Source organism: Pseudomonas putida (genome assembly GCF_028682455.1).
Taxonomy (GTDB): Bacteria; Pseudomonadota; Gammaproteobacteria; order Pseudomonadales; family Pseudomonadaceae; genus Aquipseudomonas; species Aquipseudomonas putida_AA.
In genome coordinates this window covers 2087904-2101636 of the sequence record NZ_JANHLD010000001.1, presented here as the reverse complement: position 1 = coordinate 2101636, position 13733 = coordinate 2087904, and the positions used below count along the sequence as shown (strand labels likewise).

The 13733-nt window shown below is 62.8% G+C and carries 13 protein-coding genes; 10 read left to right on the top strand and 3 right to left on the bottom strand.

The features are described from left to right. Window positions 1-4: 4 nt before the first annotated feature. The 8 genes from glpD (at window position 5) to NPS58_RS10070 (ending at window position 8604) form a co-directional block, all read left to right on the top strand. The gene (gene glpD, locus NPS58_RS10105; RefSeq protein ID WP_274115217.1) at window positions 5-1531 is read left to right on the top strand and encodes a glycerol-3-phosphate dehydrogenase; all 1527 of its coding nucleotides are present in this window, start codon (window positions 5-7) and stop codon (window positions 1529-1531) included. Between the two features lie 261 nt (window positions 1532-1792). Then, window positions 1793-2707 carry a glutamate/aspartate ABC transporter substrate-binding protein gene (locus tag NPS58_RS10100; RefSeq protein ID WP_274115216.1) on the top strand — a complete coding sequence of 305 codons (915 nt, stop codon included), beginning with the start codon at window positions 1793-1795 and terminating at the stop codon, window positions 2705-2707. A gap of 99 nt (window positions 2708-2806) precedes the next feature. Next, window positions 2807-3553 carry an amino acid ABC transporter permease gene (locus tag NPS58_RS10095; protein ID WP_274115215.1) on the top strand — a complete coding sequence of 249 codons (747 nt, stop codon included), beginning with the start codon at window positions 2807-2809 and terminating at the stop codon, window positions 3551-3553. Continuing rightward, window positions 3550-4218 (top strand): amino acid ABC transporter permease, encoded by a 669-nt coding sequence (locus NPS58_RS10090; protein WP_274115393.1) that lies wholly within the window; start codon window positions 3550-3552, stop codon window positions 4216-4218. The genes NPS58_RS10095 and NPS58_RS10090 overlap by 4 nt, the downstream gene beginning before the upstream one ends. Then, the gene (locus NPS58_RS10085; RefSeq protein WP_028943465.1) at window positions 4215-4949 is read left to right on the top strand and encodes an amino acid ABC transporter ATP-binding protein; all 735 of its coding nucleotides are present in this window, start codon (window positions 4215-4217) and stop codon (window positions 4947-4949) included. The genes NPS58_RS10090 and NPS58_RS10085 overlap by 4 nt, the downstream gene beginning before the upstream one ends. A 65-nt stretch (window positions 4950-5014) precedes the next feature. Then, window positions 5015-6922, top strand: a complete 1908-nt coding sequence (locus NPS58_RS10080; RefSeq protein WP_274115214.1) for a sensor histidine kinase — start codon at window positions 5015-5017, stop codon at window positions 6920-6922. Beyond that, the gene (locus tag NPS58_RS10075; RefSeq protein WP_274115213.1) at window positions 6919-8244 is read left to right on the top strand and encodes a sigma-54-dependent transcriptional regulator; all 1326 of its coding nucleotides are present in this window, start codon (window positions 6919-6921) and stop codon (window positions 8242-8244) included. The genes NPS58_RS10080 and NPS58_RS10075 overlap by 4 nt, the downstream gene beginning before the upstream one ends. Before the next feature lie 33 nt (window positions 8245-8277). Next, a complete protein-coding gene (locus NPS58_RS10070; protein ID WP_274115392.1) occupies window positions 8278-8604 on the top strand; it encodes a GlpM family protein in 327 nt (108 codons plus the stop codon). Here the strand turns inward: NPS58_RS10070 and NPS58_RS10065 are convergent. Then, window positions 8601-9593, bottom strand: coding sequence for an alpha/beta fold hydrolase (locus NPS58_RS10065; RefSeq protein ID WP_274115212.1), 993 nt, complete (start codon window positions 9591-9593; stop codon window positions 8601-8603). The genes NPS58_RS10070 and NPS58_RS10065 overlap by 4 nt on opposite strands. On the opposite strand from NPS58_RS10065, the gene NPS58_RS10060 reads away from it, so the two are divergent. Further along, the gene (locus NPS58_RS10060; RefSeq protein ID WP_274115400.1) at window positions 9520-9702 is read left to right on the top strand and encodes a hypothetical protein; all 183 of its coding nucleotides are present in this window, start codon (window positions 9520-9522) and stop codon (window positions 9700-9702) included. The two genes, NPS58_RS10065 and NPS58_RS10060, sit on opposite strands and share 74 nt — an antisense overlap. Before the next feature lie 31 nt (window positions 9703-9733). Here NPS58_RS10060 and metE read toward each other — a convergent pair whose 3' ends face one another. After that, on the bottom strand, window positions 9734-12046 hold the full coding sequence (metE, locus tag NPS58_RS10055) for a 5-methyltetrahydropteroyltriglutamate--homocysteine S-methyltransferase (protein ID WP_274115211.1): 2313 nt from the start codon (window positions 12044-12046) through the stop codon (window positions 9734-9736). Between the two features lie 108 nt (window positions 12047-12154). Here metE and metR point away from each other — a divergent pair, with 108 nt between their 5' ends. After that, entirely contained in the window at window positions 12155-13072 is a 918-nt protein-coding gene (gene metR / locus NPS58_RS10050) for a transcriptional regulator MetR (protein WP_274115210.1), read from the top strand. Window positions 13073-13075: 3 nt separating this feature from the next. Here metR and NPS58_RS10045 read toward each other — a convergent pair whose 3' ends face one another. Continuing rightward, window positions 13076-13714, bottom strand: a complete 639-nt coding sequence (locus NPS58_RS10045) for a LysE family translocator (protein WP_274115209.1) — start codon at window positions 13712-13714, stop codon at window positions 13076-13078. Window positions 13715-13733 lie beyond the last annotated feature (19 nt).

Genomic DNA, 13733 nt, shown 5'->3' with positions numbered 1-13733 from the left:
GCCCGTGCCCCATCCGAGCCAGTCATCACCTGCCCTTGCCGACCTCTATGACCTCGCCGTAATTGGTGGTGGCATCAATGGCGTGGGCATCGCCGCCGATGCAGCCGGACGAGGGCTGTCGGTGTTCCTTTGCGAAAAAGACGACCTTGCCAGCCACACATCTTCCGCCAGCAGCAAGCTGATCCATGGCGGCCTGCGCTACCTGGAACACTACGAGTTCCGCCTGGTGCGCGAAGCCCTGGCCGAGCGTGAAGTACTGCTGGCCAAGGCCCCCCATATCGTCAAGCCGATGCGCTTCGTGCTGCCCCATCGCCCGCACCTGCGTCCGGCCTGGATGATCCGTGCCGGCCTGTTTCTGTACGACAACCTGGGCAAGCGCAAGCAACTGGGCGCTTCGCGCAGCCTGCGATTCGGCCCGGGCAACCCGCTCAAGCCGAGCATCACCCGTGGCTTCGAATACGCTGACTGCGCTGTCGATGACGCCCGCCTCGTGGTTCTCAATGCCATGGCAGCCCGTGAGAAAGGCGCACACATCCGCACCCGTACTCGTTGCGTCAGCGCTCGTCGGGTCGATGGCGTGTGGCATGTGCAACTGGAAAATGCCGACGGCAGCCAGCAGTCGATCAAGGCCCGGGCGCTGGTCAACGCAGCCGGTCCGTGGGTGGCCAAGTTCATCCAGGACGATCTCAAGCTCGATGCTCCCTACGGTATTCGTCTGATTCAGGGCAGCCACCTGATCGTGCCCAAGCTGTACGAAGGCGAGCATGCCTACATCCTGCAGAACGAAGACCAGCGGATCGTGTTCGCCATCCCCTACCTGGATCGCTTCACCCTGATCGGCACCACCGACCGCGAGTACACCGGCGATCCGGCCAAGGTGGCGATTACCGAAACCGAGACCGACTACCTGCTCAACGTGGTCAACGCGCACTTCAACCACACCCTCAGCCGCGCCGATATCCTGCATACCTTTGCCGGTGTGCGTCCGCTGTGCAACGACGAGTCCGACAACCCGTCGGCGGTCACCCGCGACTACACCCTGGCGCTGTCTGCCAGCACTGGCGAGGCACCGCTGCTGTCGGTATTCGGCGGCAAGCTGACCACCTACCGCAAGCTGGCCGAATCGGCCATGAGTGAACTGGCGCCATTCTTCACCCAGATGCGTGGCAGCTGGACGGCCTGCGCCCCGCTGCCTGGCGGCGAAAACATGACGACGGCGCAAGCACTGGCCGATGCGATCCTGGCCCGCTGTGGCTGGTTGCCTGCCGAAATTGCCCGACGCTGGGCGCTGACCTACGGTAGCCGCGTATGGCGCCTGCTCGAAGGCGTACAAGGCCCTGAAGACCTTGGCGATGCCATCGGCGGCGGCCTGTTCACCCGTGAGGTGGATTACCTGCGCAGCGAAGAGTGGGCCCTGGGTGCTGACGACATCCTCTGGCGCCGTACCAAGCTTGGCTTGTTCACTACCGCCGCTGAACAACAGGCCCTGCGCGACTACCTCCAGCGCCTGGAGCTGCATCGCGCCGCCTGACCCCTTCGCAGGAACGGGCATTCGGATTCCCGAACGCCCCTTTCCGCCAGTATTCGGCCACCCGGACGACTACTCCTGCCGTCAAATCTTCAGAAAAGATTAATGCCTTTATTTTTCAGGGCTTTATGATCAAAGTCAGGGCTTGGCACGAGTCATGCTCTACACTCAGTACCCGAATGCGCAAAACGCTTCATTGCAGTGTTCGCTGAACGAAGAGCCCGCCAACGGCTTCATAAAAAAAACAACGTCGAGGAAATTTTGATGCGTATCGTTCCCCACCTGTTGGGCGCAGCCGTCACGGCTGCTTTGATCAGCATGCCAGTCACCGCCGCCGAGCTGACAGGCACCCTGAAAAAGATCAACGACTCCGGCACCATTACCCTGGGGCATCGCGACGCCTCCATTCCGTTCTCCTACATCGCTGACGCTTCGGGCAAACCGGTCGGTTACTCCCACGACATCCAACTGGCAATCGTCGAGGCCCTGAAAAAGGACCTGAACAAGCCAGACTTGAAAGTCCGCTACAACCTCGTCACCTCCCAAACCCGCATTCCACTGGTCCAGAACGGCACCGTTGACGTCGAGTGCGGCTCGACCACCAACAACGTCGAGCGCCAGCAGCAGGTCGACTTCTCGGTCGGTATCTTCGAAATCGGTACCCGCCTGCTGTCCAAGAAAGACTCCACCTACAAGGACTTCCCGGACCTGGCCGGCAAGAACGTAGTCACCACCGCTGGCACCACGTCCGAGCGTATCCTCAAGTCGATGAACGCCGACAAGCAGATGAAGATGAACGTTATCTCTGCCAAGGACCATGGCGAGTCGTTCCAGATGCTCGAATCCGGTCGCGCGGTTGCCTTCATGATGGATGACGCCCTCCTGGCTGGCGAAATGGCCAAGGCCAAGAAGCCGACCGACTGGGCAGTGACCGGTACCCCGCAATCCTATGAAATCTACGGCTGCATGGTCCGCAAGGGCGACGCGCCGTTCAAGAAGGCCGTCGACGACGCCATCATCGCGCTGTACAAGTCGGGCGAAATCAACAAGATCTACAACAAATGGTTCCAGTCGCCAATCCCGCCAAAGGGCTTGAACCTGATGTTCCCAATGAGCGAAGAGCTCAAGGCGTTGATCGCCAATCCTACCGACAAAGCTGCAGACGAAAAGAAGTCCTGATCCCCAGCTAGTTAGTGTCTAACCTTTCATCCGAGGGCGTCATGCGCCCTCGGATGCTCGAAGGTGCCCGTGAAACAACTGATCTGAGGGGAGATCCCGATGAATTACAACTGGGACTGGGGCGTATTCTTCAAGTCCACCGGCGTCGGCAGCGAAACCTACCTGGACTGGTACATCACCGGCCTGGGCTGGACCATCGGCATTGCCGTTGCCGCCTGGATCATCGCATTGCTGCTGGGGTCGATACTCGGCGTCATGCGTACTGTCCCGAACCGTCTGGTATCGGGCATTGCCACGGCCTACGTGGAACTCTTTCGTAACGTACCGCTGCTGGTACAGCTGTTCATCTGGTACTTCCTGGTGCCCGATCTGCTGCCAGAAGGCCTGCAGGAGTGGTTCAAGCAAGACCTCAACCCGACCACCTCGGCCTTCATCAGCGTGGTGATCTGCCTGGGGCTGTTCACCGCTGCCCGGGTGTGCGAACAAGTGCGCACCGGTATCCAGGCACTGCCCCGCGGCCAGGAAGCCGCAGCCCGCGCAATGGGTTTCAGCCTGCCCCAGATCTATTGGAACGTGCTGCTGCCACAAGCCTACCGGATCATCATTCCGCCGCTCACCTCCGAATTCCTGAACGTGTTCAAGAACTCCTCGGTGGCCTCGCTGATCGGCCTGATGGAATTGCTGGCGCAGACCAAGCAGACCGCCGAATTCTCGGCCAACCTGTTTGAAGCCTTCACCCTGGCGACCCTGATCTACTTCACCCTGAACATGGGCCTGATGCTGCTGATGCGCATGGTCGAGAAGAAAGTCGCCGTACCCGGCCTGATCTCCGTGGGGGGTAAATAATGGACTTCAGTGGAATCATTCCCGCCCTTCCAGGCCTCTGGAACGGCATGCTGATGACCCTGCAACTGATGGTCATGGGTGTGGTCGGCGGTATCGCGCTGGGCACCATCCTGGCACTGATGCGCCTGTCGTCGAGCAAGCTGCTGGCAAACATTGCCGGTGCCTACGTCAACTACTTCCGCTCCATCCCGCTGCTGCTGGTCATCACCTGGTTCTACCTGGCGGTACCTTTCGTGCTGCGCTGGATCACCGGCGAAGACACCCCGGTCGGTGCGTTCACCTCCTGCGTCGTGGCCTTCATGATGTTCGAAGCGGCGTACTTCTGTGAAATCGTCCGTGCCGGCGTGCAGTCGATCTCCAAGGGCCAGATGGGCGCGGCCCAGGCGCTCGGCATGAACTACAGCCAGACCATGCGCCTGATCATCCTGCCCCAGGCGTTTCGCAAGATGACCCCGCTGCTGCTGCAGCAGAGCATCATCCTGTTCCAGGACACCTCGCTGGTCTACACCGTCGGCCTGGTGGACTTCCTCAACTCCGCACGTGCCAACGGCGACATCATCGGACGCTCGAACGAGTTCCTGGTCTTCGCCGGCATCGTGTACTTCGTCATCAGCTTCTCCGCTTCCTTCCTGGTCAAGCGTCTGCAGAAAAGGATAACCGTATGATTTCCATCAAGAACGTCAACAAGTGGTACGGCGACTTCCAGGTTCTGACCGACTGCAACACCGAGGTCAAAAAAGGTGAAGTGGTGGTGGTCTGCGGTCCGTCCGGTTCCGGCAAGTCGACCCTGATCAAGTGCGTCAACGCTCTGGAGCCCTTCCAGAAAGGTGACATTGTCGTCGACGGCACCTCGATCGCCGATCCCAAGACCAACCTGCCCAAGCTGCGCTCGCGGGTCGGCATGGTGTTCCAGCACTTCGAGCTGTTCCCGCACCTGACCATCACTGAAAACCTGACCATTGCCCAGCGCAAGGTCCTGGGCCGCAGCGAGGCCGAAGCAACCAAGAAGGGCCTGGCCCTGCTTGAGCGCGTAGGCCTGAGCAACCAGGCGAAGAAACACCCGGGCCAACTCTCCGGAGGCCAGCAGCAGCGCGTCGCGATTGCCCGTGCACTGGCCATGGACCCGATCGTCATGCTGTTCGACGAACCGACCTCGGCCCTTGACCCGGAAATGGTCAGCGAAGTACTGGACGTGATGGTCCAACTGGCCAACGAAGGCATGACCATGATGTGCGTGACGCACGAAATGGGCTTTGCCCGCAAGGTCGCCAACCGCGTCATCTTCATGGACAAGGGCAACATCATCGAGGACTGCACCAAAGAAGAATTCTTCGGTGATCCACATGCTCGCGATGAGCGTACCCAGCACTTCCTCAGCAAAATCCTGCAGCACTGAGGTGTCGACGCTGCCTGTCCGGCGAACGCCGGACAGGCAGCGCTGTTAGTTACAGGGCCACTGTGATGAAATGCGATCCCACGCTCTTTCGCCCAGCCAAGCCTGCCCTTGCCGTGAAACCCCGTTTGATCCGCCAACTGCTGATTCCGCCCTTGATCATTCTGTTGATGATCGGTCTGGGCGTGGCTGGCTTCATGATCAGCGAACACAACGGCATCCGCACCTTGAGCGAAACCGGCGAGCGCCAGCTCGAGCTGCACGCGCGCGGGGTCGAGAGCGAAATCAGCAAGTACACCTACCTGCCCAGCCTGCTGGAACTGGAAGACAGCGTCTCCAGCCTGCTGACCGAAACCGATGGCGAGAGTCGCCAGACGGTCAACGAATACCTCGAAGGCCTGAACCGGCGCAGCCGCAGTCGGGCGATCTTCGTGCTCGACACCACCGGCCGGGTCCAGGCCACAAGCAACTGGCGCGATGTCGACAGTTTCCTGGGCGAAGACCTGTCGTTCCGCGCCTATTTCCAGGATGCCGTGCGCGGCCAGCCCGGGCGCTTCTATGGGATTGGCAGCACCAACGGCGAGCCAGGCTACTACCTGGCCCACGGCCTGGAAGAACACGGCAAGATCATTGGCGTGGCGGTGATCAAGGTGCGCCTGGAAGCGATGGAAGAACGCTGGCAGCGCGCCCGCCTGGAAGCCTTCGTCAGTGACGAGAACGGCATCATCATCCTTTCCAGCGACCCGGCGCGGCGCCTCAAGTCGGTACGCCCGCTGAGCCCGGAAACCAAGGAGCGCCTGGCCCGCAGCCTGCAGTACTACTGGTGGCCGCTCAACGAGCTGCAACCCTTGTCGCGGGAAAAATACGCCGACGGCATCGAGAAGCTGAGCTTCCCGGCCAATGCCGAACTCGGGAATGGCAGTCACGAAGTGGCCTACCTGGCCCAGACACGGCGACTGAGCGACACCCCCTGGCACTTCACCCTGCTCACGCCGCTGCAAGACCTGCGCCGCGAGTCGATCATCCAGGGCATGCTGGTGGCCGTGGCATTCGCCTTGCTGACCATCCTGCTGATCGCCTGGAACGAGCGTCGCAAGGTGATCGCCACACGCCTGGCCGCCCGTGAAGCCCTGGAAGAAGCCAACAGCCAGCTGGAGCGCAAGATCACCGAGCGCACCGCCGACCTGCGTGCCAGCAACGAACGCCTCATCGGCCAGATACGTGAACGCCGGCACGCCGAGCAGACCCTGCGCTACGCCCAGGACGAACTGGTCCAGGCCGGCAAGCTGGCGGCCATCGGCCAGATGTCCACCAGCATCGCCCATGAGCTGAACCAACCCTTGGCCGCCCTGCGCACCCTCTCGGGCAATACCGTGCGCTTCCTCGAGCGCGGCGCCCTGGAAACCGCCAGCACCAACCTGCGTACCATGAACGACCTGATCGACCGCATGGGCCGCATCACTGCCAGCCTGCGTTCCTTCGCCCGGCGCGGCGACGACAGCGGCCAGGCGTCGCTGTCCAAGGCCGTGGACGCCTGCTTGCAGGTGCTGGGTAACCGCATTGCCGGGTGCCACCTGAAACTGCACAGCCACTTCGAAGACCAGCAACTGGCCATCGACCAGACCCGCCTCGAGCAGATCCTGGTCAACCTGATCGGCAACGCCCTCGACGCCATGGCTGCCCAGCCGCTGCCGCAACTCTGGCTGGAAGGCGAACTGCAGGGCGACAAATACCGCCTGCGGGTGCGCGACAACGGTCACGGCATCGATGACGAAGCGCGCAAGCACCTGTTCGAACCCTTTTTCACCACCAAACCGGGAGAGCACGGCCTGGGCCTGGGCCTGACCCTGTCCGCCAGCCTCGCGGCCGCGGCCAAGGGCAACCTGAGTGTCGAACACCCCGCCGGCGGCGGTACCGCGTTCGTCCTCACCCTGCCATTGGTCAATGCCCCCACAGAATCTGCCGAGTCCCTATGAACCAAGCGCCCCTTACCGTCCTGATCGTCGAAGACGACCCGCATGTGCTGCTCGGCTGCCAGCAAGCCCTGGCGCTGGAAGATATCGCTTGCGAAGGCGTCGGCAGTGCCGAAGAGGCCCTGCAACGCATCGGTGATGACTTCGCCGGGATCGTGGTCAGCGACATCCGCCTGCCCGGCATCGATGGCCTGGAACTGCTCGGCCGCCTCAAGGCGCGAGACAGCAGCCTGCCCGTGGTGCTGATCACCGGCCACGGCGATATCGACATGGCCGTCGGCGCCATGCGCAACGGTGCCTACGACTTCATGGAAAAGCCCTTCGCCCCCGAGCGCCTGGTCGAAGTGGTACGCCGCGCCCTGGAGCAGCGCGGGCTGTCGCGGGAGGTTTTCGCGCTGCGCAGGCAACTGGCCGAGCAAAGCACGCTGGAAGGCCGGATCATCGGCCGTTCGCCGGTCATGCAGAACCTGCGCGAGTTGATTGCCAATGTGGCCGACACCTCAGCCAACGTGCTGATCGAAGGTGAAACCGGGACCGGCAAAGAGCTGGTTGCCCGTTGCCTGCACGAATTCAGCCGCCGCCATGCGCAGCCGTTCGTAGCCCTCAACTGCGGCGGCCTGCCAGAGAACCTGTTCGAAAGCGAGATCTTCGGCCACGAGGCCAACGCGTTCACCGGTGCCGGCAAACGGCGCATCGGCAAGATCGAACATGCCAACGGCGGCACGCTGTTCCTCGATGAAGTGGAAAGCATGCCGATCAACCTGCAGATCAAACTGCTGCGGGTGCTGCAGGAACGCACCCTTGAACGCCTGGGCTCGAACCAGAGCATTCCGGTCGACTGCCGGGTGATCGCCGCGACCAAGTCCGATCTCGACGCCCTGGGCCAGAGCGGACAGTTTCGCAGCGACCTGTACTACCGCCTGAACGTGGTCACCCTGGAACTGCCGCCGCTGCGCGAGCGCCGCGAAGACATCCTGCAACTGTTCGAACACTTCCTGCAGCTGGCGTCCCTGCGCTTCGACCGTGAGGCGCCGCAATTGGACAGTCAGACCCTGTCGCGGCTGATGGCCCACGACTGGCCGGGCAACGTGCGCGAACTGCGCAACGTTGCCGAACGCTATGCCCTGGGCCTGCCGGCCTTCAAGAAAGCCGGTGCCACCGCCAATCAGGGCCTGGGCTTTGCCGAGGCGGTTGAAGCGTTCGAACGCAACCTGCTCAGCGACGCCTTGCAACGTACCGGAGGCAACCTCAGCCAGGCCAGCCAGGAGTTGGGCATGGCCAAGACCACCCTGTTCGACAAAGTCAAAAAATATGGCCTGGGATAACCTGCCACACCAACGGGAAAGCACGTGGACCTGATACTCAAAGCCTGCCTGGGCGCCGCCGTGGTGGTGATCCTTGCCGCGCTGGCAAAGACCCGCAACTACTACATCGCAGGGCTGGTCCCGCTGTTCCCGACCTTCGCCCTGATCGCCCACTACATCGTCGGCAAAGGCCGCTCGCTCGACGACCTGAAGACCACCATCCTGTTCGGCATGTGGTCGATCATTCCGTATTTCGTCTACCTGGCGGCCCTGTACCTGCTGGTCGACCGCATGCGCCTGGAGGCCTCACTGGCCCTGGCCGCGGTGGCCTGGCTGGTGGCGGCGACCGTATTGGTCAGCCTCTGGGTGCGCCTGCACTAAAGCTGGGCCCAATGGCTCATGTCTTCGCGATGGGCCTTCAGGTACGGCAGCACCGCGGCCAGCAAGGGCGCCTTGAACTGTTCCTGAAAACGATGCGCCAACCCCGGAATCAGGCGTAGCTGGCTGCCCTGGATATGGGCGGCCAGGTGCACCCCATGCATGACGGGTAGCAACGGGTCGGCAGTGCCATGCACCACCAGGGTCGGCAGACGCAGGTTGTTGAGCAGATCGACCCGGCTCGGCTCCGCCAGTATCGCCATGATCTGGCGCTTGACCCCCTCGGGGTTGAACGCCCGGTCGTAGGCCTGCGCCGCCTGCTCCAGCAATGCCTGGCGATCGTCCTTGACCTGGGGGCTGCCCAACGCGGCCAGCAGGTCGGCCTGTTGCTCCAGGGCCACTTCGCGATTTGGCGCACCGCGCCTGGCCAGCAACTGCACCAGCGCAGGACTCGGTGCCGGCAAGCCCACGGCGCCAGAACTGGACATGATCAACGTCAGGCTCTCTACCCGCTGCGGGGCCATCGCCGCCAGGTGCTGGGCGATCATCCCGCCCATACTCACGCCCAGCACATGAAAGCGCTGGATGCGCAGGGCGTCCATCAGGCCCAGGCCATCGTCGGCCATGTCGGTCAGGGTATAGGGCGCCGTCACCGACAGGCCGAGCTTGTAGCGCAGCAGTTCATAGGTGAGGTTGGCGCCGGAAGGCGCCTGGCGCCACGCCGTGAGGCCAACGTCGCGGTTGTCGTAGCGAATCACCCGAAAGCCCTGCTGGCACAAGGCAACCACTACTTCATCGGGCCAGTGGATCAGTTGGCCACCCAGGCCCATGACCAGCAGCAGCGCCGGGTCGGAGTCGCGCCCGATGCTCTGGTAGGCCAGGTTCAGGGTTGCCAGCTCAACGTGTTCGGTAGGCACATTGACGTCGCATCGCGACGCTGCAAAGGAAGGCAAGGCGCTGATCAGCGCAAGAAAAAATAAAAAAGCCCGCATGAAAGAAACACCAGAATGCAAATCCCCAGTAGAACCGGAGTCTGATGACTTTCATGCGGGCGCGCTGCCACAAAACCGTGACCGTTTGATGACACTCGCCGAGCGGTAGGCGCCCTGACCAACCAGGACGCCTGCGTGCCCTACGCCAGCTCGCTACGCAGCTGCCGTGCCGCGGCCACCATGTTCACCAATGCCGCTTCGGTCTCGGGCCAGGCACGGGTCTTGAGGCCGCAGTCGGGGTTGACCCACAGGCGCTCGGCCGGGATGCGCTTGACCGCCTTGCTCATCAACTTGACCATTTCGACAGTGTCCGGCACACGTGGCGAGTGGATGTCGTAGACGCCAGGACCAATGTCATTGGGGTAGTCGAAGGCTTCGAACGCTTCCAGCAGTTCCATGTCCGATCGCGACGTCTCGATGGTGATGACGTCGGCATCCATCGCCGCGATCGCTTCGATCACATCGTTGAATTCGCTGTAGCACATGTGGGTATGGATCTGGGTTTCGTCACGCACGCCGCTCGAGCACAGGCGGAAGGCTTGCACGGCCCAGTCCAGGTACTGCTGCCATTGCGCCCGGCGCAGCGGCAAGCCTTCGCGGAACGCCGCTTCGTCGATCTGCACGATCTTGATCCCGGCCGCTTCCAGGTCCTGCACTTCGTCGCGAATGGCCAGGGCCAGTTGTTCGGCCTGGACCTTGCGAGACACATCCTCGCGTGGGAAGGACCACATCAGCATGGTCACCGGCCCCGTCAGCATGCCCTTCATGACTTTGCTGGTCAGGCGCTGGGCGTATTCGATCCAGGCGACGGTCATGGCCTGCGGGCGGCTCAGGTCACCGTAGATGATCGCAGGCTTCACGCAGCGCGAGCCGTAGCTCTGTACCCAGCCGAAGCGGGTAAAGATGTAGCCGTCGAGCTGCTCGGCAAAGTACTCGACCATGTCGTTGCGCTCGGCCTCGCCATGCACCAGTACGTCCAGCCCCAGGCGCTCCTGCACCTGTACGGCATGGCGGATCTCGCTGTGCATGGCATCGGTGTAGTCGTTGGCCGACAGCTTGCCTTGCTTGAACGCCTGGCGCGCCAGGCGAATGGCCGAGGTTTGCGGGAACGAACCGATGGTGGTGGTCGGGAACGCCGGCAGTTGCAAGCGCTGGCGCTGGGCATCGATGCGCTGGGCAAAGGCTGACTGGCGCTGGCTGTCGGCGGTAGTGACCGCCGCCAGGCGAGCCTGCACCTGGGGCTTGTGGATGCGTGGCGACTCGGCGCGGTTTTGCTGCACGGCACGACTGCTGGCCAGGGCGTTTTGCACCAGTGGCAGGTGCGGTGCGTCCAGGGCCTTGGCCAGCACGGCGATCTCTTCGCACTTCTGCACGGCGAAGGCCAGCCAGCTTTTCAGCTCGGCATCCAGCTTGTCTTCGCGCCCCAGGTCAACCGGACTGTGCAACAGTGAGCAGGAACCGGCAACCCACAGGTTGGCACCGAAACGCTGGCGGGCCTGCTGCAGTTGCTCGAGGGCCGTGTCCAGGTCGCAGCGCCAGACGTTGCGCCCGTTGACCACGCCCAGCGACAGCACTTTGTAGGTCGGCAGGCGATCAAGCACCGCCGGCAATTGATCCGGGGCACGGACCAGGTCGACATGCAAGCCATCCACGGGCAGGCCGACGGCCAGGCCAAGGTTGTCCTCCAGGCCGCTGAAGTAGGTGGCGACCAATTTTTTCAGGGGCGAGTACTGGAGAATGTGATAGGCCCGCTCGAAGGCGTTCTTCCATTCCTGGGGCAGGTCCAGGCCGAGGATCGGCTCATCGATCTGCACCCATTCCACGCCCTGGCGGGACAGGCGGCTGAGGATTTCACCGTAGACCGGCAGCAGGCGCTCCAGCAGATCGAGCTTGTCGAATTCACCGCCCTTGGCCTTGCCCAGCCACAGGTAGGTCAGCGGGCCGATCAGCACCGGTTTGACGGCATGGCCCAGGGCCTGGGCTTCGGCGACTTCCTCGAACAGTTGCTCCCAGCTGAGCAAGAAACGCTGGTCGGCACTGAATTCCGGGACCAAGTAGTGGTAGTTGGTGTCGAACCACTTGGTCAGCTCCTGGGCATACTGCGCCTGGCCATGCTCGCCGCCACAACACTGGGTGGTGGCGCCACGGGCCATGGCGAACAGTGTGTCGAGGGTCGGCAGGCCATCGCTGCCCAGGGTCTTGGCGAAGCGCTCGGGGATCGCGCCAAAGGCCAGCGAATGCGTGAGCACCTGGTCGTACCAGGCAAAGTCGCCCACTGGCAGCAGCTCGATACCGGCATCCTTCTGCACCTGCCAGTGACGGGCACGCAGCTCACGGCCTACCGCGTGCAGACCGGCCAGGTCGAGGTCGCCTTTCCAGTAGGCCTCCTGGGCTTTTTTCAGTTCGCGGTCAGCGCCGATGCGGGGGAATCCAAGGTTGTGGGCCAGTGCCATGACTGTCGTGCTCCATGTAAAAGATGGCGCTATTGTCGACAGCCAGGCCATCATGAGACAAACTCAATAAATTCGTGTTCATCTCAAAATTTACTCATGGAGCCCCCGGTGCTGGAAATTCGTCACCTGAAAACCCTGCATGCCCTGCGTGAAGCCGACAGCCTGGTCGAAGCCGCCGAACGCTTGCACCTGACGCAATCGGCACTGTCCCACCAGTTCAAGGAACTGGAAGAGCGGCTGGGCATGCAGTTGTTCATGCGCAAGACCAAGCCGATCCGTTTCACCAGTGCCGGCCTGCGCCTGCTGCAACTGGCCGACGCCACGCTGCCCCTGCTGCGCGGCGCCGAGCGTGATATTGCCCGCCTGGCCGGCGGCACCGCCGGGCGCCTGCACATGGCCATCGAATGCCACAGTTGCTTCCAGTGGCTGATGCCGACTATCGACCAGTTCCGCGACGCCTGGCCTGAAGTCGAGCTGGACCTGGCATCGGGATTTGCCTTCGCCCCGCTCCCTGCCCTGGCCCGAGGCGACCTCGACCTGGTAGTGACGTCCGACCCGCTGGAGCTGGCCGGCCTGACCTATGTGCCGTTGTTCACCTATGAGGCCATGCTCGCGGTGGCCAACCAGCATCCTCTGGCGAGCAAGCCCTACATCGTGCCGGAAGACCTGGCGAGCGAGACGCTGATCACCTACCCGGTGGAGCGTGACCGCCTGGATATCTTCACCCGCTTCCTGGAGCCGGCCGACGTCGAACCTGCCCAGGTACGCACTGCCGAGCTGACGGTGATGATGATGCAATTGGTGGCGAGCGGACGGGGAGTGTGCGGCATGCCGCACTGGGCGTTGCACGAGTACAGCTCGCGCGGATACGTCAAGGGCAAGCGCTTGGGCGACAAGGGCCTGTTCGCCACCCTCTATGCCGCAGTACGCACCGATATGCTCGATGCGCCCTACATGCGCGACTTTCTGCTGACCGCCAAGGACACCTCGTTCTCCACTCTCGACGGTGTCAGCGCGGTGCGCTGAGGCTCAGGCCAGCTTGCGCTGCTCCTGCACCAGGCGCAGCGCCAGGCCCGCCAGCACAAAGCCCATCACGTAGCGCTGCACCATCAGCCACAACGGATACCGCACGAACCAGGCCGACAGGCCGGCGGCGAACACGGCGATCAACAGGTTTACCGAGAAGCTCACGGTAATCTGGGTCAGCCCCAGGGTCAGGCTCTGGGCCAGCAGCGAGCCATGCTCGGGGGAGATGAACTGCGGCAGGATCGACAGGTAGAACATCGCCACCTTGGGGTTCAGCACACTGGTCAGAAAGCCCATCATCACCAGCTTGGCGGGTGAGTCCGGCGTCAGCTCACGCGCCTCGAACGGCGAGCGCGCCCCGGGCCTTACCGCTTGCCAGGCCATCCACAGCAGGTACGCGGCGCCCGCCCACTTGAGCAGGTCGTAGCCCAGGGGTACCGCCATGAACAGGGCGGTCAGCCCCACCGCCGCTGCCGTCATGTGCACCAGAAACCCGGCGACCACCCCCACCAGCGACGTGATCCCGGCCATGCGGCCCTGGCAGATCGAGCGCGAAATCAGGTAGATCATGTTAGGGCCGGGGGTCAGTACCATCAACAGGGCCGCGCCGGTAAACAGCAGCCATTCTTGAGCGGGGATCATGGGGCATTCCTTTGCGATT